The organism is Thauera chlorobenzoica, from assembly GCF_001922305.1.
GTDB classification, from domain to species: Bacteria; Pseudomonadota; Gammaproteobacteria; order Burkholderiales; family Rhodocyclaceae; genus Thauera; species Thauera chlorobenzoica.
The window spans coordinates 1,219,462-1,242,831 of record NZ_CP018839.1; the positions used below are offsets into that span (position 1 = coordinate 1,219,462).

Annotated in this window: 20 protein-coding genes; 11 read left to right on the forward strand and 9 right to left on the reverse strand. The window is 70.1% G+C overall.

What is annotated here, in order from left to right; genetic code table 11:
* Positions 1-6 precede the first annotated feature (6 nt).
* The gene (trhP, locus tag Tchl_RS05800; protein WP_075147563.1) at positions 7-1,413 is read right to left on the reverse strand and encodes a prephenate-dependent tRNA uridine(34) hydroxylase TrhP; all 1,407 of its coding nucleotides are present in this window, start codon (positions 1,411-1,413) and stop codon (positions 7-9) included.
* Between the two features lie 190 nt (positions 1,414-1,603).
* Positions 1,604-2,176, reverse strand: coding sequence for an NADPH-dependent FMN reductase (locus Tchl_RS05805; protein ID WP_075147564.1), 573 nt, complete (start codon positions 2,174-2,176; stop codon positions 1,604-1,606).
* Between the two features lie 307 nt (positions 2,177-2,483).
* Between Tchl_RS05805 and Tchl_RS05810 the strand changes: the two genes are divergently transcribed.
* Positions 2,484-3,686 carry an ammonium transporter gene (locus Tchl_RS05810; RefSeq protein ID WP_075147565.1) on the forward strand — a complete coding sequence of 401 codons (1,203 nt, stop codon included), beginning with the start codon at positions 2,484-2,486 and terminating at the stop codon, positions 3,684-3,686.
* A 23-nt stretch (positions 3,687-3,709) separates the two neighbouring features.
* Here Tchl_RS05810 and Tchl_RS05815 read toward each other — a convergent pair whose 3' ends face one another.
* The gene (locus Tchl_RS05815) at positions 3,710-4,609 is read right to left on the reverse strand and encodes a LysR family transcriptional regulator (RefSeq protein ID WP_075147566.1); all 900 of its coding nucleotides are present in this window, start codon (positions 4,607-4,609) and stop codon (positions 3,710-3,712) included.
* 101 nt (positions 4,610-4,710) lie between these two features.
* Here Tchl_RS05815 and Tchl_RS05820 point away from each other — a divergent pair, with 101 nt between their 5' ends.
* A complete protein-coding gene (locus Tchl_RS05820) occupies positions 4,711-5,955 on the forward strand; it encodes an MFS transporter (RefSeq protein ID WP_408646120.1) in 1,245 nt (414 codons plus the stop codon).
* 101 nt (positions 5,956-6,056) lie between these two features.
* On the opposite strand, the gene Tchl_RS05825 is transcribed toward Tchl_RS05820, so the two are convergent.
* Both Tchl_RS05825 and Tchl_RS05830 read right to left on the reverse strand, forming a co-directional pair.
* Positions 6,057-7,343, reverse strand: coding sequence for a TIGR03862 family flavoprotein (locus Tchl_RS05825; RefSeq protein ID WP_075147567.1), 1,287 nt, complete (start codon positions 7,341-7,343; stop codon positions 6,057-6,059).
* A 91-nt stretch (positions 7,344-7,434) separates the two neighbouring features.
* Positions 7,435-7,863, reverse strand: a complete 429-nt coding sequence (locus Tchl_RS05830) for an acyl-CoA thioesterase (RefSeq protein WP_075147568.1) — start codon at positions 7,861-7,863, stop codon at positions 7,435-7,437.
* 272 nt (positions 7,864-8,135) lie between these two features.
* Between Tchl_RS05830 and gdhA the strand changes: the two genes are divergently transcribed.
* From gdhA to Tchl_RS05845, 3 genes are all read left to right on the forward strand, one after another.
* Complete coding sequence (gene gdhA, locus Tchl_RS05835) at positions 8,136-9,479, forward strand: NADP-specific glutamate dehydrogenase (protein WP_075147569.1); 1,344 nt, start codon at positions 8,136-8,138, stop codon at positions 9,477-9,479.
* A gap of 148 nt (positions 9,480-9,627) precedes the next feature.
* Positions 9,628-10,272 carry an MBL fold metallo-hydrolase gene (locus Tchl_RS05840; protein WP_075147570.1) on the forward strand — a complete coding sequence of 215 codons (645 nt, stop codon included), beginning with the start codon at positions 9,628-9,630 and terminating at the stop codon, positions 10,270-10,272.
* A gap of 84 nt (positions 10,273-10,356) precedes the next feature.
* Positions 10,357-12,525 (forward strand): hypothetical protein, encoded by a 2,169-nt coding sequence (locus Tchl_RS05845; protein WP_408646121.1) that lies wholly within the window; start codon positions 10,357-10,359, stop codon positions 12,523-12,525.
* Positions 12,526-12,564: 39 nt separating this feature from the next.
* Here the strand turns inward: Tchl_RS05845 and Tchl_RS05850 are convergent, their stop codons facing one another.
* Positions 12,565-13,197, reverse strand: a complete 633-nt coding sequence (locus Tchl_RS05850) for a trimeric intracellular cation channel family protein (protein ID WP_232311667.1) — start codon at positions 13,195-13,197, stop codon at positions 12,565-12,567.
* A gap of 147 nt (positions 13,198-13,344) precedes the next feature.
* Here Tchl_RS05850 and Tchl_RS05855 point away from each other — a divergent pair, with 147 nt between their 5' ends.
* Entirely contained in the window at positions 13,345-14,319 is a 975-nt protein-coding gene (locus Tchl_RS05855) for an NAD(P)H-dependent flavin oxidoreductase (RefSeq protein WP_075147571.1), read from the forward strand.
* Between the two features lie 4 nt (positions 14,320-14,323).
* On the opposite strand, the gene Tchl_RS05860 is transcribed toward Tchl_RS05855, so the two are convergent.
* Positions 14,324-16,213, reverse strand: coding sequence for a sigma-54-dependent Fis family transcriptional regulator (locus tag Tchl_RS05860; protein ID WP_075147572.1), 1,890 nt, complete (start codon positions 16,211-16,213; stop codon positions 14,324-14,326).
* A gap of 263 nt (positions 16,214-16,476) precedes the next feature.
* On the opposite strand from Tchl_RS05860, the gene adh reads away from it, so the two are divergent.
* From adh to Tchl_RS05875, 3 genes are all read left to right on the forward strand, one after another.
* Entirely contained in the window at positions 16,477-17,991 is a 1,515-nt protein-coding gene (gene adh / locus Tchl_RS05865; protein WP_198159017.1) for an aldehyde dehydrogenase, read from the forward strand.
* 138 nt (positions 17,992-18,129) lie between these two features.
* Positions 18,130-19,281, forward strand: coding sequence for an L-threonine dehydrogenase (gene yiaY, locus Tchl_RS05870; RefSeq protein ID WP_075147573.1), 1,152 nt, complete (start codon positions 18,130-18,132; stop codon positions 19,279-19,281).
* A 188-nt stretch (positions 19,282-19,469) separates the two neighbouring features.
* A complete protein-coding gene (locus Tchl_RS05875) occupies positions 19,470-19,694 on the forward strand; it encodes a hypothetical protein (RefSeq protein ID WP_075147574.1) in 225 nt (74 codons plus the stop codon).
* A gap of 20 nt (positions 19,695-19,714) precedes the next feature.
* Here the strand turns inward: Tchl_RS05875 and mutY are convergent, their stop codons facing one another.
* Positions 19,715-20,803, reverse strand: coding sequence for an A/G-specific adenine glycosylase (gene mutY, locus Tchl_RS05880; protein WP_075147575.1), 1,089 nt, complete (start codon positions 20,801-20,803; stop codon positions 19,715-19,717).
* A 182-nt stretch (positions 20,804-20,985) separates the two neighbouring features.
* On the opposite strand from mutY, the gene Tchl_RS05885 reads away from it, so the two are divergent.
* The gene (locus Tchl_RS05885; protein WP_075147576.1) at positions 20,986-21,483 is read left to right on the forward strand and encodes a flavin reductase family protein; all 498 of its coding nucleotides are present in this window, start codon (positions 20,986-20,988) and stop codon (positions 21,481-21,483) included.
* On the opposite strand, the gene Tchl_RS05890 is transcribed toward Tchl_RS05885, so the two are convergent.
* On the reverse strand, positions 21,452-22,654 hold the full coding sequence (locus Tchl_RS05890) for a hypothetical protein (protein WP_075147577.1): 1,203 nt from the start codon (positions 22,652-22,654) through the stop codon (positions 21,452-21,454). The two genes, Tchl_RS05885 and Tchl_RS05890, sit on opposite strands and share 32 nt — an antisense overlap.
* A 210-nt stretch (positions 22,655-22,864) precedes the next feature.
* Between Tchl_RS05890 and Tchl_RS05895 the strand changes: the two genes are divergently transcribed.
* A complete protein-coding gene (locus Tchl_RS05895) occupies positions 22,865-23,173 on the forward strand; it encodes an HU family DNA-binding protein (RefSeq protein WP_268810514.1) in 309 nt (102 codons plus the stop codon).
* Positions 23,174-23,370: the final 197 nt, after the last annotated feature.

Genomic DNA, 23,370 nt, shown 5'->3' on the forward strand with positions numbered 1-23,370 from the left:
GCCGGGTCAGAGGTAGCGGGCGATGAAGCAGGGTTGCGCCGGGTCGCTGCCTGCGGGCAGCGCCAGCCACACCCGCCGGCCGCTGCCGGGGACGCGCGCGAGCGCACTGCCGTCGGCGGCGAGGACCTGCGCCGGGACGCCGTCGCGGTTGCCGCCAGGTTGCACGAATTCGAGCCGGTCACCGGGGGCGAAGCCGTTCTTGACTTCGACTTCGGCCAGTCCGCGGGCGGCATCGTAGCCCACCACTTCGCCCACCAGCAGGCTGCGCCCGGACTCGGAATGGCCGCGCAGGTAGTTCTGCTGTTCGGGGGTGTGGTGGCGCTGGTAGAAGCCGTCGGTGTAGCCGCGGCTCGCCAGCCCTTCGAGTTCGCCGAGCAGGCGGGGGTCGAAGGGGCGGCCGGCGAGGGCGTCGTCGATCGCGCGGCGGTAGCCCTGGGCGGCGCGGGCGACGTAGTACGGGCTCTTGGTGCGGCCTTCGATCTTCAGCGAATCGACGCCGATCTCGACCAGGCGGTGCACGTGCTCGATCGCGCGCAGATCCTTCGAGTTGAGGATGTAGGTGCCGTGCTCGTCCTCTTCGATCGGCATCAGCTCGCCGGGGCGGGTGCCTTCTTCGAGCAGCCACGGCTTGCTGCCGCCGAGGTGGCGCGGGCCGCCGCCGAGCGTCAGCTCGCGCCGGCTGCGGGTGGCGGTGCCGACCGCACCGGCGTCTTTCGGGGTGCCGATGGGCGGGCCGCCGTCGGTGTGGACGTTGCCGCTGGCGTCCTCGCCCGCTGCGTGCAGGCTGTAATCCCAGCGGCAGGCGTTGGTGCAGCTGCCCTGGTTGGGGTCGCGGTGGTTGAAGTAGCCCGACAGCAGGCAGCGTCCGGAGTAGGCGATGCACAGCGCGCCGTGGACGAAGACTTCGAGCTCGATGTCCGGGCAGGCGTCGCGGATCTCGGCGATCTCGTCGAGCGACAGTTCGCGCGACAGGATGATGCGCTTGACCCCGACCGACTGCCAGAAGCGCACCGACGCGTAGTTGGTGGTATTGGCCTGCACCGAGAGGTGGAGGTCCGTCTCCGGCCAGCGCTCGCGCACCAGCATCATCAGCCCGGGGTCGGCCATGATCAGGGCATCGGGGCGGAGCGCGATCACCGGCGCCATGTCGGCCTCGAAGCTGCGCACCTTGGCGTTGTGCGGGGTGATGTTGGCGACCAGGTAGAACAGCTTGCCGGCGGCGTGGGCGGCGTCGATGCCGGCGGCGAGCGTATCGAGCTGGCCGAAGCTGTTGTTGCGCACGCGCAGCGAATAGCGCGGCTGGCCGGCATAGACCGCGTCCGCGCCGTAGGCGAAGGCGGTATGCATCATCTCCAGGGTGCCGGCGGGGGCGAGCAGTTCGGGGCGGCGGGCGGCGGCAGGGGGGGCGGGCATCGGCGGCGAGGGGCGGTCAAAAGCGCATTTTACGCTGCGGCGAGAAAACAGCCCAAAGGCGGCTCCCCGGGGGCAGCGACCCGAAGGCGCTGCGGTCCCTCTCCGGACGGGCCGGCCGCGCCGCGCGCCGCACCACGGCCGGAACGGAATGGGGCGTCCAGTCGGTCGTGGTGGGTTCGGGTTCGATCGATCAGGGGGTGCGCGGCAGCACGGTCAGCACGCGCACGATGAAGGCGTGGAACTCGTTCATGTAGTTGCGCAGGAAGTCGGCCGTCGACGGGTCGGTGACCTGGCCGTCTTCGGTGATCAGTCCGGGCTTGAACTGGAGGTAGGCCTCGACCGTATTCATCAGGGGAGCGTTGCAGAAGCACAGCACGCCGCGCAGGCTCTGCTGCGCGAGCGCGGTGCCGATCGAGCCGGGGGAGGCACCGATCACGCCCGCGGGCTTGCGGGCAAGGGAGTTCTTGCCCCAGGGGCGGCTCGCCCAGTCGATCGCGTTCTTCAGCCCGCCGGGAATCGAGCGGTTGAATTCGGGGGTGACGAAGAGGATGGCATCGACCTCGGCAATGTTCTTCTTGAGGGCGCGTGCGACCGGCGGGAAGTCGGCATCGTAGTCCTGGCTGTACAGCGGCAGGTCCTTGATCGGGATTTCGCTCAGTTCCAGTTCGGGCGGCGCCAGGCGCACCAGCGCTTTCGCCAGCAGGCGGTTGATCGACGTGCTCGACAGGCTGCCGACGAAGTAGCCAACCTTGTACTTGCTCATGGGGGTCTCCTTGCGGGGCGGTGCGCCGGGGGCGGCCTGCTCCCGGTGTGTGGGCTGCGCGTGGCCGCGAACGCCGTTGGCGGGAATCGTTTTCATATGCCGGCCACGCTTCACCATAGGTGAGCCGCATCGCGGCGGCAACTCGCTCCGGCCGGCGCCGGACGCACCAGGTTGGAGGGTGGCGCGTGCAGAGCGCACGCTGGTGGTGCGCAGGAATGCCCGGTAATGGTGGCAACGGCGTGTTCCGGTGCGGTTTGTCGCACTGGAACAGTGCTTGCTTCAAAAGGACGTCCGATATGGAGGTCTTATGGAAGCGGTCAATTCGAGCAACGACGTATTGTTCATCCTGCTGGGCGCGATCATGGTGCTCGCGATGCATGCCGGCTTCGCCTTTCTCGAGCTCGGCACGGTGCGCAAGAAGAACCAGGTCAATGCCCTGGTCAAGATCCTGTCCGATTTCGCGGTGTCGACGCTGGCGTATTTCTTCATCGGCTACGGCATCGCCTACGGCGTGCATTTTTTCAGTGGCGCCCAGGTTCTGGTCGAAAGAAGCGGCTACGAACTGACCCGCTTCTTCTTCCTGCTGACTTTCGCCGCGGCGATCCCGGCGATCATCTCCGGCGGCATCGCCGAGCGCGCGCGCTTCCAGCCCCAGCTGGCGGCGACTTTCGTGCTCGTCGGCTTCGTCTATCCGTTGTTCGAAGGCATCGCCTGGAACCAGGCCTTCGGCATCCAGGCCTGGCTGAAGGCGAGCTTCGGCGCCGAGTTCCACGATTTCGCCGGCTCCGTGGTGGTGCATGCGATGGGCGGCTGGATCGCGCTGCCGGCGGTACTGCTGCTGGGCGCGCGGCGCGGACGTTATTCGCGCAGTGGCGCGATCGCCGCCCACCCGCCGTCGTCGATCCCCTTTCTCGCCCTCGGCGCGTGGATCCTGATCGTGGGCTGGTTCGGCTTCAACGTGATGTCGGCGCAGAAGCTCGACAGCATTTCCGGCCTGGTCGCGATCAACTCGCTGATGGCGATGGTCGGCGGCACGGTGGCGGCGCTCGCGGCCGGGCGCAACGACCCCGGCTTCGTCCATAACGGCCCGCTCGCCGGCCTGGTCGCGGTGTGCGCCGGCTCGGACGTGATGCACCCGCTCGGGGCGCTGGTGGTGGGCGCGGTTGCCGGCGCGCTGTTCGTGCTGATGTTCACCCTGACCCAGAACCGCTGGAAGATCGACGACGTGCTCGGGGTGTGGCCGCTGCACGGGCTGTGCGGGGCGTGGGGCGGGCTGGCGGCGGGGGTGTTCGGCAGCGCAGCGCTCGGCGGCCTGGGCGGCGTGGCGTTCCTGCCGCAGTTGATCATGACTGCGCTCGGCATCGCCGTCGCGCTCGTCGGCGGCGGGCTCGTCTATGGGGCGCTGAAGGCGGTGGTCGGCCTGCGCCTGGAGCAGGAGGAGGAGTTCAACGGCGCCGACTTGTCGATCCACCGCATCAGCGCGACCCCGGAGCGCGAGTCGAACTGGTGAGTCGTTCACCGCTTGCGGGGCTCTCAGCCGGCGTGCGGGCGCAGCTGCTCCAGTACTTCGAGAAAGCCCGCCAGCAGGGGGCGGGTATCGGTTTCGCGGACGGCGACGGAGAGGGCGAAATGGGCGCCCTCGTCGTCGATCGGCAGGTAGCGGACGCGGGGAATGTGCACGCATTCGAGCGGGGCGGGGAGCAGGGCCAGGCCCAGGCCGGCGGCGACGAGGCCGATCTGGGTGGTGGCCTCGCGTGCGGTCTGCACGATCCGGGGCTCGAAGCCGGCGCGCCGGCTGAGCTGCGCGAGCAGGGCCGGCAGTCCGGTTCCGGCGCCCGGTGGAAAGGTGATGAAGGCTTCGTCGGCGAGCTCGGCGAAGCGGATCGAGCTCCGCCCGGCGAGGCGGTGGGCGACGTTGATCACCAGGCGCAGGGGGTCGCGGCCGATTTCCCGCACCTTGACCCCTGCCGCGACGGGGCCACCGACATAGCGCACCAGGCCCACATCCAGCCGGCCCCTGGCCAGGGCGGCCAATTGCGCGTCGGTGAACATTTCGGTGAGCTGCAGTTCCACTTCAGGATAGCGCTGGCGGTAGGCGTAGAGCAGGTCGGGCAGGGTGGTGGAGTAGGGCAGGGACGAGGTGAAGCCGATCCGCAGCCGGCCCAGCTCGCCGCGGGCGGCGCGCCGGGCTTCTTCGGTCGCCGCCGCGGCATCGTCGAGGATCGCCCGGGCGCGCACCAGAAAGCGTTCTCCGGCCTCGGTCAGCGCCACCCGGCGCTTGCTGCGTTCGAACAGGGCCACGCCCAGCTCCGCTTCCAGATCGCGGATCTGCATCGACAAAGGCGGCTGGCCGATGTGCAGGCGTTCGGCGGCCCGGGTGAAGTGCAGCTCTTCGGCCACGGTGACGAAGTAGCGCAGGTGGCGCAGTTCCATTGATCTGTTTTTTAGATTATTTGATGCTATTGAATATATTGGACTGCGTGTAAACGGGCAACTACGATTCCCCGAACTCCCTCCTCCGAACGCCTGCGCCCATGTCCACCGCCGCCCACGAACCCAGCCACCTCGCCGCCGGCACGGCCGCGTACCGGCGGGCCAATTTCGCCATGTTCGTCGGCGGCTTTGCCACGTTCTGCCTGCTGTACGGCCCCCAGCCCCTGCTCCCCCTGTTTTCCGCGTATTTCGGCGTGGCGCCGGCCAGCGCCAGCCTGTCGGTTTCGGTCGCCACCGCGGCGCTCGCGCTGATGCTGGTCCCCGCCAGCCTGCTGTCGGACCGCTTCGGCCGGGCGCGGTTGATGAAATGCTCGCTTGCCGGCTCGGCCTTCTTCTCCCTGCTGATGCCGCTGGTGGCGGATTTCCAGCAGCTGCTGGTCCTGCGCACCCTGCTCGGCATTTCCATCGCCGGGCTGCCGGCGGCGGCGATGGCCTGGCTGGGAGAGGAGATCGCCCCCGACGCCAGAGGCCGGGCGATGGGGCTCTACATCGCCGGCAACGCCCTGGGGGGGATGAGCGGGCGCTTCATCGCCGCGCTGGTCACCGAGTGGAGCGACTGGCAGAGCGCCTTCCTGGTCCTCGGTCTGATCGGGCTTGCGGCCGCCCTGCTGTTCTGGAAATGCGTCCCCGCATCGCGCCATTTCGAGCCGCGCAGCATGGCGCCCGCCGCCCTCGCCGCTGATCTGGGACGCATCTTCCGCGACCCCGGCCTGCCCGTCCTGTTCCTGTCCTCCTTCCTGCTGATGGGGGCATTCGTCGGGCTCTACAATTACCTCGGCTTCCGCCTCGAGGCCGTGCCTTTCGAATTGGGGCAGAGCGCGATCGGGGCCATTTTCCTGCTCTACGTGCTGGGCACCTGGGCTTCGGCGTGGTCGGGGCGGCTGGTCGATCGGATCGGGCGCAGGCAGGTGTTATGGATCATGGTGGCGGTGATGGGGCTCGGCCTGGGGCTGACCCTGCCCGAATCGCTTCCCGCGGTGATCGGCGGCGTAGCCTTGTTCACCTTCGGTTTTTTCGGCGCTCATGCCACCGCCAGCGGCTGGGTCGGCGCGCGCGCGAGCGAGCGGCGGGCGCTGGCCGCGGCACTGTACCTCACCGGCTATTACCTGGGGGCCAGCATCCCGGGCTCCCTCGTCGGCCTGGCTTGGAGCGGGGGGCGCTGGCCCGGAGTGAGCCTGGCCGTCGGTGGGTGCGTGCTCGCCGTGTTCGGCCTGGCCCTGTATTTGCGCCGCCTCGAGGCGGTGGTCGTGGCCCGGGAGCGCGGATGCTCTTCCGACCCGCGGTGACGGGGCCGGCCCGGCTGCCCGGGCCCGGGTGAGACCGCCCGGCTTTGTTCGTCCGGTCCTGTTCGCCCGCTCCGTTCAGCGATCCCTTGCCGTGATCTCCTTCATCCACCGGCCGCCGGGCGCGAGGTGCGAGCCTGCAGCCACGTCCGCACGCCGCGCCCGGCGGCCGCGCCGCTGGCGAAGCAGGCGGTGAGCAGGTAGCCGCCGGTGGGCGCTTCCCAGTCGAGCATTTCGCCGGCGCAGAACACGCCGGGGACCGCCTGCAGCATCAGGTTCGGATCCAGCGCCTCGAAGCGCACGCCGCCGGCGCTGCTGATCGCCTCGTCGAGCGGGCGTGGCGCGGCCAGGCGCAGCGGCAGCGCCTTGATCCCGGCGGCGAGGCGTGCGGGATCGTCGAAATCGGCTTTCCCCAGGCATTCGTGCAGCAGCCCGGCCTTGACCCCCTTGATCCCGGCCTGGCCCTGCAGGTGGCTGGCCAGCGAGCGGCGCCCGCGCGGACGGGAAAGCTCCGCAGTCAGGCGCTCCAGGCTACGCCCGGGGGCGAGGTCGAGATAGAAGGTGACGCTGCCCTGGGCGCGCAGGGTGTCGCGCAGCACCGCCGACAAGGCGTAGATCAGCCCGCCTTCGATGCCGGTGGCGGAGATCAGGGCTTCGCCGGCACGCTGGTGCACGCGGCCGCCGGCGTCGGTGACGCGGGCGGCGACCGATTTCAGCGGCTGGCCGCGGAAGCGCTCGGCGAAGTGCGCGCTCCAGCCGATGTCGAAGCCGCAGTTGGCCGGCTGCAGCGCGGCGACGTCGACGCCGGCGGCGCGCAGCAGCGCCACCCAGGCGCCGTCCGAGCCCAGCCTGGCCCAGCTGCCGCCGCCCAGCGCGAGCACCACGGCGTCGGCCGTGACCGTGCGTTCTCCGCCCGGGGCGGCAAAGCGCAGCGCCGTGCCGTTCCCGGCCCAGCCCAGCCAGCGGTGGCGCACGGCGAAGTGCACGCCGGCCGCGCGCAGCCGCGCCAGCCAGGCGCGCAGCAGCGGCGCCGCCTTCATTTCGCGCGGAAACACACGCCCGGAACTGCCGATGAAGGTCTCCACCCCGAGGCCGTGCGCCCATTCGCGCAGCGCCTGCGGGCCGAAGGCGGCGAGCATCGGCGCGAGGGCGCCGCGGCGCTCGCCGTAGCGGGCGAGGAAGGTGTCGGCCGCTTCGCTGTGGGTGAGGTTGAGCCCGCCGCGCCCGGCGAGCAGGAACTTGCGCCCGACCGAGGGCATGGCGTCGAACACGGTGACGTCCACGCCGCCGTTGGCCAGGGTTTCGGCCGCCATCAGGCCGGCCGGACCGCCGCCGATCACGGCAACGCGGGGGCGTGGGGAGGGCTGCTCCGGATGGGCTGCACTGTGCATGGCGGGGAAGCGTCGCGGGTCGGGGGCGCCTGGCGGGGTGCGGTGCCGGGGGCGCGGGGAGCGGAGTGCAACGGGGTGCGCCGGCAGTGCTTCAGGAGGCGGTGAAGCGCTGCCGGAAGCGCTCCGGAACGGGTGCCTTTTGCCGCGCGCCGTAGTCGAAGAACATGATCCCGGTCTTGCCGCGCGCCACTTCGCGCCCGCTCGCCTGGTCCGACATCCGCCATGCAAGGTCGCAGCCGTGTTCGTGGAAGTCGGCGGCGGTCATGTCGACGGTCATGGTTTCGCCGTGGAAGGCTTCGGCGCGGTACTGGACGGCGGCGTCGGCGACGATGATGCCGCAGCCGTCGACGTCGAGTTCGGTGTAGCCCATCGATTTCAGGAAACGCACCCGCGCCTCGGAGACCACGCCGAGCAGTTGGGCGTTGTCGAGATGGTTGCCGTAATTGATGTGCGAGATCAGTAGCGGGACGTCGGTCCGGAAGGCGAAGGCGGCGGGGAGTTCGATTCGGATGCGGGCCATGGCGGGAGGGAGTGGGGCGGGAGGAAAGGATAAGGGGCGGAGCGGGAAGGTGCAATCACGCCGGCGGGATCGCATCGCGCCGCCGCTTTTCGCACTGCCATGGTGCATGAAGGGGCGGAAAGAAAAATTTTCAACCCGCGACGCACCAATGTGGGGATTTTGATGCACAATATTGGGGTGCGCACGCGATGATTTCGGGTAAAACCGAGATCATCGCGTGCGCGTGTCTGTCCGCTCCATTTTCAATTCACCCTACCTACAGGCTCAATACCATGAAATATCAGTCTCTCGAGGAGTTCCTGGCTTACGTTGAACAGCGCAACCCCGGCCAGCCCGAATACCTGCAGGCGGTCAGTGAAGTCATGGAGAGCCTGTGGCCCTTCATTTCCGCGAATCAACGTTATGCCGAGCATTCCCTCCTCGACCGGCTGATCGAGCCCGAGCGCGTGATCATGTTCCGCGTCTCCTGGGTGGACGACCGCGGCGAGGTGCAGGTCAATCGCGGCTACCGCATCCAGCACAGCTCGGCGATCGGCCCCTACAAGGGCGGCCTGCGCTTCCACCCCTCGGTGAACCTGTCGATCCTGAAGTTCCTCGCCTTCGAGCAGACCTTCAAGAACGCGCTCACCACGCTGCCGATGGGCGGCGGCAAGGGCGGTTCCGACTTCGATCCCAAAGGCCGCAGCCCCGGTGAAGTGATGCGCTTCTGCCAGGCTTTCATCAGCGAGCTGTACCGCCACATCGGCTCCGACACCGACGTGCCGGCGGGCGACATCGGCGTCGGCGGGCGTGAAGTCGGCTTCATGACGGGGATGATGAAGAAGCTGTCGAACGACGCCGCGTGCGTGTTCACCGGCAAGGGCCTCGCGTTCGGCGGCTCGCTGATCCGTCCGGAATCGACCGGCTATGGCACGGTGTATTTCGCTCAGGCCATGCTCGAGCATGCCGGGCGCGACTTCGCCGGGATGCGCGTGTCGGTGTCGGGTTCGGGCAACGTCGCCCAGTACGCCATCGAGAAGCTGCTCCAGCTCGGCGCGAAGCCGATCACCTGCTCGGATTCGAGCGGCACGGTGATCGACGAGGAAGGCTTCACCCACGAGAAGCTGGCCGTCCTCATGGAAATCAAGAACCACTACTACGGCCGTGTCGCCGAGTACGCCGAGCGTGTCGGCGCCCGCTTCGAGCCGGGCGTGCGGCCGTGGCACGTGCCGGTCGAAGTTGCGCTGCCGTGCGCGACCCAGAACGAGCTCGACGCCAATGACGCTGCGACCCTGGTCAAGAACGGCGTGATCGCCGTGGCCGAAGGTGCCAACATGCCCAGCACCGCCGAAGCGGTGAAGGTGTTCGAGCACAACGGCGTGCTCTACGCCCCGGGCAAGGCGAGCAACGCCGGTGGCGTCGCCACCTCCGGCCTGGAGATGAGCCAGAACGCGATGCGCATGTCGTGGACGCGCGACGAGGTCGACGGCCGCCTGCAGGAGATCATGCTCGGCATCCACGCCGCCTGCCTGAAGTACGGCCAGCGCGAGGACGGCACGGTGAGCTACGCCGACGGCGCCAACGTCGCCGGCTTCGTCAAGGTCGCCGACGCGATGCTCGCCCAGGGTGTGATCTGACCGCGTCCGGCTGCGGCCGGAGGCGCTTGCGCCGACCCTTCGCCCGCCCCGCGGCAGTTGTCGCCGGGCGGGTTTTTCACCTCTGCGGCGGCACAAGGCCGATCGGTTAAACTGCCGCCCGTGCCAACGAATTCAGGAGTGTCTTCCCATGATCCAGGTCAGCATCGTCCCGGTCACCCCCTTTGAGCAGAACTGCAGCATCCTGTGGTGCGACCGCAGCAAGAAGGCGGCGGTGGTGGACCCCGGCGGCGACCTCGACCGCATCCTCGCCGCGGTGCGCGAGCTGGGGGTGACGGTGGAGCGGATCCTCGTCACCCACGGCCACATCGACCATGCCGGCGGCACCGCGAAGCTCGCCCGCGAGCTGGGCGTGCCGATCGAAGGCCCGCAGGAAGAAGACCGCTTCTGGATCGAAGGGATGCCGGAGCAGAGCCGTACATTCGGTTTTCCCGGCGTCGAGGCCTTCGAGCCCGACCGCTGGCTGCACGACGGCGATACCGTCACCGTCGGCGAGGAGACCTTGCAGGTCATTCATGCGCCCGGCCATACCCCCGGCCATGTCGTGTTCGTTCATCCCGGCGCGCGCCTGGCGATCGTCGGCGACGTCCTGTTCGCCGGCTCGATCGGGCGCACCGACTTTCCCCGCGGCGACCATCAGACTCTGATCCACTCGATCCGCGACAAGCTCTTTCCGCTCGGCGACGACATCACCTTCATCCCCGGCCACGGTCCCACGTCCACGTTCGGCGAAGAGCGCGAGAGCAATCCCTTCGTCGGCGGGCGCTACCGCTGAGCCGCGCGCCCCGTCCGGTTGCCGCCCGCTCGATTCCAGCGCAATATTTCCTCCATGCCGGCGGGGCCGGTGCCGAACGGGGGGATGAAAGTGAGCACTGAGCGCGACGACAACCGCCATGCCTGGCGTTTTTTCCGCTCCGGCGGGTTCGACCAGGTCCGCATCGATACGGTGGACGACCTGCGTCATCTCGGCGAGCTCGACCAGAAGCTGTGGTCGGTGCTCGCCTGCCCGACCTCCGGGCTGGAGTTCGACAGCCGCACGCTGCAGCTGCTCGACACCGATGGCGACGGCCGCATCCGCGCCCCCGAAGTGATCGCCGCCGCGCGCTGGGTGTGTGCGGTGCTGAAGGATCCGGACGGGCTGTTCCGCAGCGCCGATGCGCTGCCGCTGGCCGCGATCGACAGCGCCCATCCCGAAGGTGGAAAGCTGCTGGCGACGGCGAAAAAGGCGCTGGCCTATCTCGGTAAACCCGAGGCCAGCGCAATCGCGGTGGCCGATCTTGCCGACACCACCCGCCTGTTCGCACCGGGGCACTTCAACGGCGACGGCATCGTCCCGGCCGAGCTTGCTGCCGCAACCACGTCCGATCCTGCACTGGTGAAGGCGGTCGGCCTCATCGTCGACACCCTGGGGAGGGTGGATGACCGCAGCGGGCAGCCGGGCGTCGACCAGGACCGCGCCGACGCCTTCTTCGCCGCGGCGCAGGCGGTGTCCGACTGGCATGCCCAGGCCGAAGCCGAGCCGCAGACCGTGCTGCCGCTGGGGGAGGCCACCGCCGAAGCTGCGGCGGTGTTCGAGGCGGTGCGTGCCAAGGTCGAGGACTACTTCACCCGCTGTCGCCTTGCCGCGTTCGATGGACGTGCCGCGACCGCGCTGAATCCGGCCGACGCGGTGTATGCGGAGCTATCCGTGCAGACCTTGGGGACCGATGCCGCGGGGGTTGCCGCGCTGGCGCTGGCGCGAGCCGCTCCGGGGCGGGCCCTGCCGCTGGGAGAGGGCCTCAACCCGGCCTGGGAGGGCCCGGTTGCCGCGCTGCAGGCGCGCGTGATCGAGCCCATCCTCGGTGCCCGTGCCGAGCTGTCGCAGGCCGAATGGCAGGACCTCGGCGCGCGCTTTGCCGCCTATCGCGCCTGGCAGGCGGCGAAGCCGGCCTCGCCGGTCGCCGCGATCGCTGCGGCCGAGCTGCGCGCGCTGCTCGAGGCGGGCGTGCATGCCCGGCTGAGCGCGCTGATCGCGCAGGACCGCGCCGCCGAGACGGCAGCGGCGCAGATCGACGCCCTCGAGCGCCTGGTGCGCTACCACCGCGACCTCGTCACCCTGCTGCGCAACTTCGTCACCCTCAGCGACTTCTACAACGCCGGCAACAAGGCCATTTTCCAGGCCGGCACGCTGTACCTCGACCAGCGCAGCTGCGAGCTGTGCCTGCGCGTCGCCGACATGGGGCGGCATGCCGCGCTGGCGCCGCTGTCGGGTGCCTACCTGGTGTATTGCCAGTGCGTGCGCCAGGACGAGGCGCCGATCACCATCGTCGCCGCGATGACCGGCGGCGATGCCGACGAGATGATGGTGCCCGGGCGCAACGGCGTGTTCTACGACCGCCTGGGGCGCGACTGGAACGCCAGCGTGGTCAAGGTGGTGGAAGCGCCGATCAGCGTGCGTCAGGCGTTCTGGTCGCCGTACAAGCGCGTCGGCCGCATGATTGGCGAGCAGCTCCAGAAGTTCGCCGCTTCGCGCGACAAGGCGGTCGAGGCGCGCGCCGCGGCCGGCGTCGCCGAAGCCGGGACGAAGGCCGAAGCTCCGGCGGCGGCGCAGGCCTTCGACATCGCCAAGTTCGCCGGCATCTTCGCCGCGATCGGGCTGGCGCTGGGGGCGATCGGCACCGCACTGGCGGCGGTCGCCACCGGCGTCCTGTCGCTGCCGGCGTGGCAGATGCCGCTGGTCGCGGTCGGCGTGCTGCTGCTGATCTCGGGGCCGTCGATGCTGCTCGCCTGGCTCAAGTTGCGCCAGCGCAACCTCGGTCCGCTGCTCGACGCCAACGGCTGGGCGGTGAATACCCGGGCGCGGATCAACATCCCGTTCGGCGCCGCGCTCACCGGAGTGGCGACGCTGCCGCCCGGAGCCTCGCGCGCGCTCGCCGATCCCTATGCCGAGCGGCAGCGCCCGTGGGGCACCTGGATGTTCCTGCTGATCGTCGTCGCGATCGCGCTTGCGCTGTGGCAGCAGGGCGTCTACGGCCACCTGCCGGGGTGACACTGCGCCGGCGGCCCGCAGCGGTTCGGGCCGCCGGCGTCAGCTTCGCGCCTTGAACATCGGCAGGCGCCAGCCGAAGCGGATCGCGCACAGCCGCAGCGCCAGGGTCAGCGAACCGCCGGCGAGCGCGGCCTGGCCGGGGCTGGTGCCGTGGGCCATCAGCCCGAGCAGGAGGAGGGCGCCGGCCCACGAGGCGGTGGCGTAGAGCTCGCCGGTGAACACCAGCGGCAGCTCGTTGCACAGCACGTCGCGGACGATGCCGCCAAACACTCCGGTGATCACCCCCATCAGGCTCGCCACCAGCCAGGGCGCACCCAGCGCCAGCGCGGCCTGGGTGCCGGAGACGGTAAACAGCGCCAGGCCGAGCGCGTCTGGCAGCAGGAACAGGCGGGCGGGTAGGCGCACCAGGCGCACCAGGGCGAAGGTCGCCAGGCCGGCGGCCATCGCCCCGATCAGGTAGCGCTGGTCGGCGATCCAGAACACCGCGCGGTCGAGCAGCAGGTCGCGCAGCGTGCCGCCGCCGAGCGCGGCGGCGAGGGCGACGACGACGATGCCGAACAGGTCGAAGGGCTTGCGCCCGGCGTCGAGCACGCCGGCCGCCGCCTGGGCGGCGACGCCGGCGATGCCGATGCCGTAGACGAGGGATTCGATGCCTTCCATGGTGCGCAGCATGATACCGCCGTTCCTCGCTGGCGGTGCCCGCAGCGGGCCGCCCGGGACGGATCGGGAGTGCTCGGTGCCCGGCCGGCAGCCGATGCCGGTCATGCTAGAGTCCGCTTTTCCCGGGCGTTCGCCCGGATGCTCGACCGAGGACAACGCATGCCGATTCCCGCCTCCTTCCGCGGCCGCTTCCGCGTGCCAGCGATCGCCGCGCCGATGTTCCTGGTTTCCGGCCCGGAGCTGGTGATCGGTGCCTGCCGGGCTGGAGTGGCGGGCACCTTTCCCGCCCTCAACGCCCGTCCCGCCGCCGAACTCGACGGCTGGCTCGCGCGCATCGGCGCCGAACTCGCCGCCCACGACCGCGACCATCCCGGGGCGCCGAGCGCGCCCTACGGCATCAACCTGATCCTGCATCGGTCCAATCCGCGCCTGGCAGAGGACCTGGCGACCATCGTGCGCCACCGGGTGCCGCTGGTGATCACCAGCCTCGGCCATCCCGGCGAAGTGGTGAACGCCGTGCACCGCTACGGCGGGGTGGTGTTTTCCGACGTCATCCATGCCGAGCATGCGCGCAAGGCGATCGAGGCCGGCGTCGACGGCATCATCGCGGTGTCGGCCGGTGCCGGCGGTCATGCCGGCACGCAGAGCCTGGTGAGCCTGGTCCGCGAGATCCGTGCCTTCTGGGACGGGACCCTGGTCGCCGCCGGCAGCATCGCGGACGGTGCCGCGATCCGTGCCGCCGAAGTGCTGGGGGCGGATTTCGCCTACATGGGCACCCGCTTCATCGCCACCCGCGAGGCGCTCGCCCCGGAGGCCTACAAGCAGATGCTGGTCGAGTGCGGGGCATCCGCCATCGTTTATACCGACGCCATTTCCGGGACCAACGCCAACTACCTGTGGCCGAGCCTGGAGCAGGCCGGCTTCGCGCGCGAGGCGCTGGTCGCCGGGACGGCCAAGGGTACGCTCCACGATCTCGGCAGCGAGGCCCGGGCATGGCGTGACGTGTGGAGTGCGGGGCAGGGCGTGGCCAGCATCGACGACGTTGTGCCGGTCGCCGCGCTGGTGGAGCGGCTCGCCGCCGAGTACCAGCGCGCCTGTGCCCTGCCGCCCAGCGCGGCGCTGCGCGGGCGCTGAGCGTTCAGCTCCGCCCCAGGCGGCGGTACAGCGTGCTGCGGCTGATGCCAAGCGCGCGCGCGGCGGCGCTGGCGTTGCCGCCGTGGCGCGCGAGCGCGGCATGCACCGCGTCGTCGCGCCCGGCCGACGGGGCGGCGTCGCGCAGGGTGGCGGGGAGGTGCTCCGCGGTCAGCAGGGTGCCGTCATCGACCAGCGCGAGCAGGGTGCGCAGCAGGTTGTCGAGCTGGCGCAGGTTGCCCGGCCACGGGTAAGCGCGGATGAAGGCGGCGAGCGCCGGCGACAGCGTGATGGCGCGCGGCGCGGCGCCGTGCGCGGCGAGCAGCGCGGCGGCGATCTGCGCCACGTCGCCGCGCTCGCGCAGCGGCGGCAGACGCAGCGGGTAATGGCCGAGGCGGTAATAGAGATCGGCACGGAAGCGCCCGGCGGCGACTTCCTGGGCGAGGTCGCGATGGGTCGCGGCGACGATGCGCACGTCCACCCGCTGGCCCGCGCCGCCGCCCAGCGGCTGCACCACGCGCTCCTGCAGCACCCGCAGCAGGCGGGCCTGCAGGCTTGCCGGCATGTCGCCGATCTCGTCGAGGAACAGCACGCCGCCGTCGGCCTCGCGCAGGCGGCCCTTGCTGCCCTGGCGGCGGGCGCCGGTGAACGCGCCTTCCTCGTAGCCGAACAGTTCCGACTCGATCAGCCCTTCCGGGATCGCCGCGCAGTTCACCGCCACCAGCGGCTGGCGGTGGCGGCTGCCGGCGGCGTGCAGCGCCTGCACGAAGCGCTCCTTGCCGACCCCGGTCTCGCCCAGCAGCAGCACCGGAATGTCGGCTTCGAGCAGGCGGCGCGCGGTGTCGAGCAGGCCCGCGGGGAGGCCGACGTCGGCCACCGCCGTTGCTCCTGCCAAGGCGGCGGGCCGGCGCGGCGGCTCTGGCCGCATCGCCGTGGCCGCGGCGGCAGTAGGTGGCGGGGGCGGATGCGCCGCCTCGCGCGGGAGCGGGTCGAGGCCGGTGCGGACGGGCAGCAGTTGCGCCGAGAACAGCTCGCCGCCGTGGCGCAGCGAGGCGACATGGATGCCGTGGCGGCTGAGCCAGTGTTCCAGGCTCTGTTCGCACAACTGCGCGAAGCGCAGCCGCCCCAGCGCCGTCCAGTCGAGCCCGAGCGCAGCGAGGGCCGCGCGGCTGGCTGCGCGCAGCACGCCGTCGTCGTCGAAGCCGAGCCGGCCGCAGCGCGGGGTGGCGAGCAGCGCCGGGTCGGCGGCGAGGCGCAGTTCGTGGAGGCGGGCGGCGTGGCGGTCGAACAGGCCGTGCTCGATCCGGCGCACCGCGGCCTCGACCTGCAGGCGGTGGGCGTCGTGCAGCCGCCGTGGCTGGCCGGAGACGTCGATCACGCCGAGCAGATGCCCCTGCGCGTCGTGGATCGCCTGTGCGGTGCACGACAGCTGCCGGTTGCGTTCGAGGAAGTGCTCGGCGCCGCGCACGGTGGCCGCGCCGAGCACGAGCGCGGTGCCGATCGCGTTGGTGCCGCGCACGTCCTCGCGCCAGTCCATGCCCGGCGCCAGCGCGACCCGTTCGGCGCGGTCGAGAAAGTCCGGATGGCCCATGCGCTCGAGGATCAGCCCGCCGTGGTCGGCGACGATGACGACGTGGCCGTCGTCGAGCACGCCGTCGAACAGGGCGTCGATCGCCGGGCGTGCCCGCTGCAGCCAGTCGGCGTTCTCCTCGCGGCGGGCGGCGAGCTCGGTTTCGGCGAGCCGTGACGGCGGCCGCCAGCGCCCGACGTCCAGTCCCAGCCCCTGGCAGCGGCGCCACGAATGCAGGATCGGCTCGGGCACGCTGCGCGCCGACACGTCGTCACCGTCGAGAAAACGGCGGCGGGCTTCGGCAAGGGGGAGGGGCGGGGGCGTCATCGGTGCTGCTCCGGGTGTCGCGCGACAGGTGTCGCGGGCCGCGACACCTGCGGGAAGGTCGTCGGCCCGATTATGCGCCGCCGCCCGTCCGAGTGCGGCGGCGGAAATAAGGCAGTTTTTCTGCGGCGCAATAATTTTCTCCAGACAAATCCGACGGTAAAGGCGTACAGCGATGTTGCGCTGCAGGAGGCTGGGCGGCTGGCACGGTCCATGCATTGTCTTGTCTACATCCGCAGGGATGCAATAACCACAGGAGGAAGATGATGGACATGCTCGATCCCGCCCGCGCCGGGCTGAATTTGAAGACCCGCTACGGCAACTACATCGGTGGCCAGTGGCGGCCGCCGGTCGCCGGGCGCTACTTCGACAACATCACCCCGATCACCGGGCGGCCGATCTGCGAGATCCCGCGCTCGGACGAGGAGGACGTCGAGTGCGCGCTCGACGCCGCGCACCAGGCCAAGGCTGCCTGGGGGCGGACCAGCGCCGCCGAGCGCGCCGCGGTGCTCAACCGCATCGCCGAACGCATGGAGGCCAATCTCGAGCGGCTGGCCCAGGTCGAGACCTGGGACAACGGCAAGCCGATCCGCGAGACGCGCGCCGCCGACATCCCGCTTGCGATCGACCACTTCCGCTATTTCGCCGCCTGCGTGCGGGCGCAGGAAGGCAGCCTCGGCGAGATCGACCACGCCACCGTCGCCTATCATTTCCACGAGCCGCTCGGCGTCGTCGGCCAGATCATCCCGTGGAACTTCCCGCTGCTGATGGCGGCGTGGAAGCTCGCCCCGGCGCTCGCCGCCGGCAACTGCGTGGTGCTCAAGCCCGCCGAGCAGACCCCGCTGTCGATCCTGGTATTCGCCGAACTGGTCGGCGACCTGCTGCCGCCGGGCGTGCTCAACATCGTCAACGGTTTCGGCGTCGAGGCCGGCAAGCCGCTCGCCTCGAGCAAGCGCATCGCCAAGATCGCGTTCACCGGCGAGACCGGCACCGGGCGGCTGATCATGGGCTACGCCAGCCAGAACCTGATCCCGGTCACGCTCGAGCTCGGCGGCAAGTCGCCGAACATCTTCTTCGAGGATGTCGCGGCGCAGGACGATACCTTCTTCGACAAGGCGATCGAGGGCTTCGTGATGTTCGCGCTGAACCAGGGCGAGGTGTGCACCTGCCCGAGCCGCGCGCTGATCCAGGAGTCGATCTACGAGCGCTTCATCGAGCGCGCCTTGCAGCGTGTTGCCGAGATCCGCCAGGGCAACCCGCTCGATCCGGCGACGATGATTGGCGCCCAGGCGTCACGCGAGCAGAGGGACAAGATCGAACGCTACCTGGCGATCGGCCGCGACGAGGGCGCCGAAGTGCTCGCCGGCGGCGAGCGCGCCTGCCTCGGCGGCGAGCTGGCCGGCGGCTTCTACATCCGGCCGACGGTGTTCAAGGGCCACAACAAGATGCGCGTCTTCCAGGAGGAGATATTCGGCCCGGTGGTGTCGGTGACGACCTTCCGCGACCGCGAGGAGGCGCTCGCGATCGCCAACGATACCCCGTTCGGGCTCGGTGCCGGGGTGTGGACGCGCAACATCAACACCGCCTTCCACCTCGGCCGCCGGCTCGAGGCCGGCCGCGTGTGGACGAACTGCTACCACGCCTACCCGGCGCATGCGGCGTTCGGCGGCTACAAGCAGTCGGGCATCGGCCGCGAGACCCACAAGATGATGCTCGAACACTATCAGCAGACCAAGAACCTGCTGGTGAGCTACAGCGAGGACAAGCTCGGCTTCTTCTGAACGTCGCGCCCCGCCTTTCCCCGTCGGTGGCGCCCGGCATCTGCCGGTCGCGGGCGCCGGCTGCAGGGCGGGGGCACGATCCCGCTGCATTCCCGACACCAGACTGCTGTCCAGATCCCATCCAAAGGAAACCCGATCATGAGCACGACCACTTTCTTCATTCCCCCCGTCAACCTGATGGGCGCCGGCTGCCTCGCCGAGGCGGTGAGCGCAATCCGCGGCTACGGCTTTCGCCACGCCCTGATCGTCACCGATGCCGGCCTCGCCCGCGCCGGCGTCGCCGCCAAGGTCGCGGGCCTGCTCGCCGCGCACGACATCCAGGCGACGGTGTTCGACGGTGCGCAGCCGAACCCGACCGTCGCCAACGTCGACGCCGGGCTCGCGCTGCTGCGCGCCAAGGGCTGCGACTGCGTGATCTCGCTCGGCGGCGGCTCGCCGCACGACTGCGCCAAGGGCATCGCGCTGGTGGCGGCCAACGGCGGGCGGATCGGCGACTACGAGGGTGTCGACAAGTCGGCCAGGCCCCAGCTGGCGCTGATCGCGATCAACACCACCGCCGGCACCGCGAGCGAGATGACGCGCTTTTGCATCATCACCGACGAGGCGCGCCACATCAAGATGGCGATCGTCGACCGCAACGTCACCCCGATCCTGTCGGTCAACGACCCCTCGCTGATGCTCGCCAAGCCGGCGGCGCTGACCGCCGCCACCGGCATGGACGCGCTCACCCACGCGGTCGAGGCCTACGTGTCCACCGCGGCGACGCCGATCACCGACGCCTGCGCGCTGAAGGCGGTGGCCCTGATCGCGGCCAACCTGCGCCGCGCCGTGGCCGACGGCCAGGACCTCGAAGCGCGCGAACAGATGGCCTACGCCCAGTTCCTCGCCGGGATGGCGTTCAACAACGCCTCGCTCGGCTACGTCCATGCAATGGCGCACCAACTCGGCGGCTTCTACGATCTGCCGCACGGAGTGTGCAACGCGGTGCTGCTGCCCCACGTCGAGGCGTTCAACGCTCCCGTCGCTGCCGCCCGCCTGGCCGAGGTCGCGCGCGCGATGGGGGCCGAGCTCGGCGGGCTCGACGAGGCCGCCGGTGCCGAGCGCTGCCTTGCCGAGATCCGCCGGCTTGCCGCCGACGTCGGCATTCCGGCCGGGCTCACCCAGCTCGGGGTCAAGGCCGGGGACATCCCGACCCTTGCCGCCAACGCGCTCAAGGACGCCTGCGGGCTGACCAACCCGCGCCCGGCGAGCCAGGCCGAGATCGAAGCGATCTTCCGCGGCGCGCTGTAACGAAGCAACCGGTCCTGGGCGCTCTGCCGCCGCCCAGGACCGGCCTGGGGCTGGGCGTTCTCCTTGCCGGTAGGGGAGCGGGCGCAGCGGCGGTTGCGTGGTCTTCGCGCTTGCTTCTGGTGCGCGGGCGGCCGATAGTACGGGCTTGGGAGTGTTTTTCCCGTCGTTTTTCGGAGCTTGTCCCACCCATGAGTGCCTGGAGCTGTCCTCACGATCTGAACGGTATCTGCCAGCGCGTGCGCGGCGCGATCTGCTCGCCCGGCATGCGCGGTTGCGAACTCGAAGGCAAGGTGCGTTTTGCCCGCGACGAGATGAATCAGCCACGCAAGCCGGTGAAGGCGTCAGCGGTCGAGCCCGAGCCGGTGCGCAAGGCCAACGCCTCCGCCGCACCCCGCCGCCGCCTGCCGTTCTGAAGCGGAATTCCGCTGCGCCGTCAGCGCGGCGATGAGACTGCGCTGCTTGCGCAACACAGCTCGATGCCGGCGACGGCATCGAGGATCTTGCGCACCGCGGCCGGCAGCGCCGCCTGTTCAAGGGTTGCGAACGCCTGCCAGTGCAGGGCGTCATCGTCGGCTGCTGCCACCGCAGCGAGGGAGGTCGCGCGCAGCAGCACCGGCTGGATGTCGAGTGTGAAATGGGTGAACGTATGGGTCAGCGGCGCCAGCGGGTCGCCCTCGACGCAGGCGAGGCCGGTGCGTCCACGCACCCAGGTGGCGGGATCTGCCGCATCCGCGGGAATTTCCGGCAGGGCGAGCAGGCCGCCCCAGATGCCGGCCGGCGGTCGCCGCTCGAGCAGGACTTCGCCGCCGCAGACCAGTACCGCGAAGCGCGCACTGCGCCGCGGCACCGCCTTTTTCGGCCGGGCGGCGGGCAGCTCGGCGGTGCGTCCGCTGCGCCGGGCGATGCAGTCGTCGTGGAATGGGCAGCGCGTGCAGGCCGGCCGGGTGCGGGTGCATACGGTGGCGCCGAGGTCCATCTGGGCCTGGATGTAGCGCCCGGGCTCGGGTTCCGGGAGCAGCGACTCGGCCAGCACCCATAGGCGGCTTTCCACCGCCTTGTCGCCGGGAAAACCCTCGATGCCGAAGAGCCGGCACAGCACGCGCTTGACGTTGCCATCGAGGATCGCGCCACGCTCGCCGTAGGCAAAGGCGGCGATCGCCGCCGCGGTCGAGCGGCCGACGCCGGGCAGGGTGGCGATCGCCGCCGCAGTGCGCGGGAAAACACCGCCGTGCTCCGTCATCACCACCTGTGCGGCGCGGTGCAGATTGCGTGCGCGGGCGTAGTAGCCGAGGCCGCTCCACAGCGCCATGACGTCTTCGACCGGCGCCGCTGCGAGACTGGCGAGGTCGGGGAGGCGCGCGAGGAAACGCTGGTAGTAGGGAATCACGGTGTCGACCCGGGTCTGCTGCAGCATGATCTCCGACAGCCAGATGCGGTAGGGGTCATGCCCGCCCTGCCAGGGCAGGTCGTGGCGGCCGTGTTTGCGCTGCCAGGCGAGGAGGCGGGGGGCGAATTCGCTCATGTTGCGGTTTTCCCAGTATTTTTCTGCGCGGCGGGAGACGCCTCCGAGGCCGGCGGGTGATGCTCGAAGGATTCGACCCTGGGGGTGTGCCGGGTGACCTCGACGTCCGGGGGACGGCCGGTGATAATCGACGCCTCGATCGCACAACCCTGAAGCGCGGACCGACCGCGACCGTTTCTCATATGACCCAGCAGACTTTTTCCGACGAAGATGCGGCGCGCCGCTTCCGCAACGCGCTCGGCATGTTCGCCACCGGCATCACGGTGGTGACCGCGCGCACCCCCGCCGGTGAACCGATCGGCCTTACGGTGAACTCCTTCAACTCGGTGTCGCTCGATCCGCCGCTGATCGTCTGGAGCCTGTCCAACGATCTGCCCAGCCGGCCGCTGTTCGAAGCCTGCGAATATTACGCGATCAACGTCCTTGCCGAAGACCAGGCCGAGCTTTCGCAGCGCTTCGCCAGCCGTACCGGCGACCGCTTCAGCGGCCTCGAGTACGAGCAGGGCGTCGGTGGCGTGCCGCTGTTCAAGGGCTGCTGCGCGCGCTTCGAGTGCCGCAATACCGTGCGCCATGCCGGCGGTGATCACGTCGTGTTCATCAGTGAAGTGGTCGGCTTCGACCGCGAGGAGCGCTTGCCGCTGCTGTATTTCAGCGGCGCCTACCGGCGCCTGGGGGGCTGAGCGCGGCAGGCGCACCCGGTTCGCCGGAGGCATCCTCGACCACCTCGATCACGTGCGGCAGCGATGGGTCGAGCGCGAGCGCCAGCACCGACAGGCGCTGCTGCGCCGCGGCGTGGTCCTCCGGCCGGGCGCTGCGGCTCATCGCCTCGCGGTAGAAAACACCTCCCGGGTGCAGGTTCCAGGCGCCCGCGGGGATGATCGCGCAGTCGGCGATCACGCCTGCGGCCAGGCGCACCCAGCACAGCAGCACGCCGCGCGCGGTTTCCACCCGGGCCACGCCCGTGTGCGGCCCCGCCGCGGCGGTGTCGAGCAGCGGGGGCACGTCGTCGGTGAAGGGGTAGCGCATCCGGCTGGCGCAGTCGGCGACTTCGATCGCCTTGGCGAACAGCCGGGCGGAGACGCGGTGACCGCGGTCGAGCAGCAGGCGTACCAGGGGGGACGCTGCGTGGCGTGCCAGCGGCCCGGTTTCGGCGGGCTCGCCGGCATAGGTCGGGCGGGCGATGAACTGCGTCCCCGGCCAGCCGCCGACGGTCGTGGCCCAGGCTGCGGCGCTCAGGGTGCCAAGCAAGGGCGTGGCGCCGCCGCAGGGCGGTCCGCTGGCGCCGAGTGCGATCAGCTCCGCCATGATCGAACCGAGGCTGCCGCCGGCGTTCACCCGCTCGATGAATTCACCGATGCCGTGGGGCATGCGGATCTGGTTGAAGAAGCCGGCGAGCAACTCGCGCGCGACCAGGTCGAGGACTTCGCCGCCGAGCGTGAATGCGGATTCCGCGCTGTGGGCGCCGCTCAGGCGGCGGTGGAATTCGGCGAAACGGCTGTGGCGGGCGTCGAAACCGAACTGCTGCGGCCAGTCGATCAGCAGGCGGCGCAGGTGGGTGTCGGCGGCTTCGGCCGCCAGTTCGCGCTCGATCGCGAACCGGATGTCGCGGGATGGTGCCGGTTCGCCTGCCGCAGCCTGGCAAGCGAAGCCGAGCGCGCGGGTATGTGCCCGTGGGCTGTGGCTGGCCTGTTCCCCGAGCTGGCGCAGCGCGGTGGCCGGCTCCAGGCCGATCACCGTGCCGCCCATCCAGCCGCGCGCAGGCAGCGACATTTCGATGCGGGTGATGTGTCCGCCGTCGCGATGGGCAATGATGTGGATCGGGGTTTGATCCGTCGTTGGGGTGTCGGGCATGCTCGAATTCGGCCGGTGTCCAGTGCGTGATGCAAGGATAGCGCGTGTCGCCACTCGGCGAGGTGTGGCGCGTAGTGCAAAAATGCGGTGCGATCGTGCATTCGCGCCTGACTTGCGTTAGGGTTGCCCCCTGCCATACTTTGCACAGCAGGAAGCGTCCCGGATTCGGCCACGGTGCTAGAATCCGCGCACGCCGGACCATCCCGGAAAATCCGAACCCACTCACACCAATCGAGGAAAAGCATGAATAAAGGTGAATTCGTCGAAGCCCTGGCCGACCGCCTGGATGTTTCCCGCGCTCAGGCCGACCGTGCGCTGTCGGCCGTGCTCGACATCATCGCCGAGCAGCTCGCCGAGGGCGGGAAGGTCGCCTTCACCGGCTTCGGCTCTTTCGAGGTTTCCGAACGCGCCGCCCGCACCGGCCGCAACCCGCAGACGGGTGCCACGATCGAAATCGCCGCTTCCAGCGTGCCCAAGTTCACCGCCGGCGCCACGCTGAAAGCCGCGGTCAACAAGTAATTTCCGGGAAGGCCTCTTTCCGCTGCGGGCCGGCACTCGATGTGCTTGCCCGCTTTTTGTTGTGTTCAGGCCCTTTGATGTGTTTTTTCGGCGACAGTGGCGTGGAAAGGGGTTATACTGCGCGCCGTTGTGCAATGCAGCAGAAGGGCCATCGCGGTTTTTGCCGCGGACCGGAGCGTCCGCCATCTCCGCATATC